The organism is Capnocytophaga sp. oral taxon 324 str. F0483 (assembly GCF_000318315.2).
GTDB classification, from domain to species: Bacteria; Bacteroidota; Bacteroidia; order Flavobacteriales; family Flavobacteriaceae; genus Capnocytophaga; species Capnocytophaga ochracea.
The window spans coordinates 1-680 of record NZ_KB291503.1 but is presented as its reverse complement, the minus strand read 5'-3'; the positions used below and the strand labels follow the sequence as shown (position 1 = coordinate 680).

At 39.9% G+C, this 680-nt stretch carries 1 protein-coding gene; it reads left to right on the top strand.

Features of this window, described 5'->3' with window-relative positions; all coding sequences use genetic code 11:
* On the top strand, nucleotides 1-606 hold a 606-nt coding region (locus HMPREF9072_RS12330; protein ID WP_009410554.1), incomplete at its 5' end, for a hypothetical protein.
* Between the last annotated feature and the right edge of the window lie 74 nt (nucleotides 607-680).

Genomic DNA, 680 nt, shown 5'->3' with positions numbered 1-680 from the left:
GTAAATGATAAAATATATATAGAACAAACAAGTCCTCCAAAAATATTTAGTTGGGAAGTCTTCTTTGTTTTAGGACTTAGTTTTTTTCTTACTGTAATTGGTGTATTTTTAGTATTTGATAGCCTAATCGTTCGTATTATCAGTGTGATTGCATACATAGCAATCTGTATAGGGGGGGGGGGGTTTGGATATATAGCTCCTTTTAGAGAGCTTATCTTAAATAGAGAGGCTGGGACTATCAGCCTACATAAACTTTTTAAGAAAGACAATATTATCATTCCTTTTAATAGAGGAATGGGTTGGTGGAGTATAACGGGCACTAAAACGAATTTTTCTTTTGAACTGTGGTTTTCGTTTAAAGGAAGAACCAGCCAAGGGGGAGTGCTTGCCAGCGTGTATATAGAAGAGTTTTGGGATTTTGTGGTGTGGTATATGGACAAGAACCGCCCCCTACCGCCAGGCACCGCCTTTGACCCTTACCGCGAAGCAGACTTTCAGCGCCGTAAAGCAGAAGGATTTCCTAAACCGCTATACGGTAGCATTATAGAAACCCCCGAGGCTACCCCCGAACAACAGGCAGAAAGAGAGAGAATAGGAGGGTGGTAATGTTAATGAGAAAATGAGGAAATTAGGGAATTTGGAAATTAGGAAATAGAATGAGAAACAGCTTGGAGTTTTAG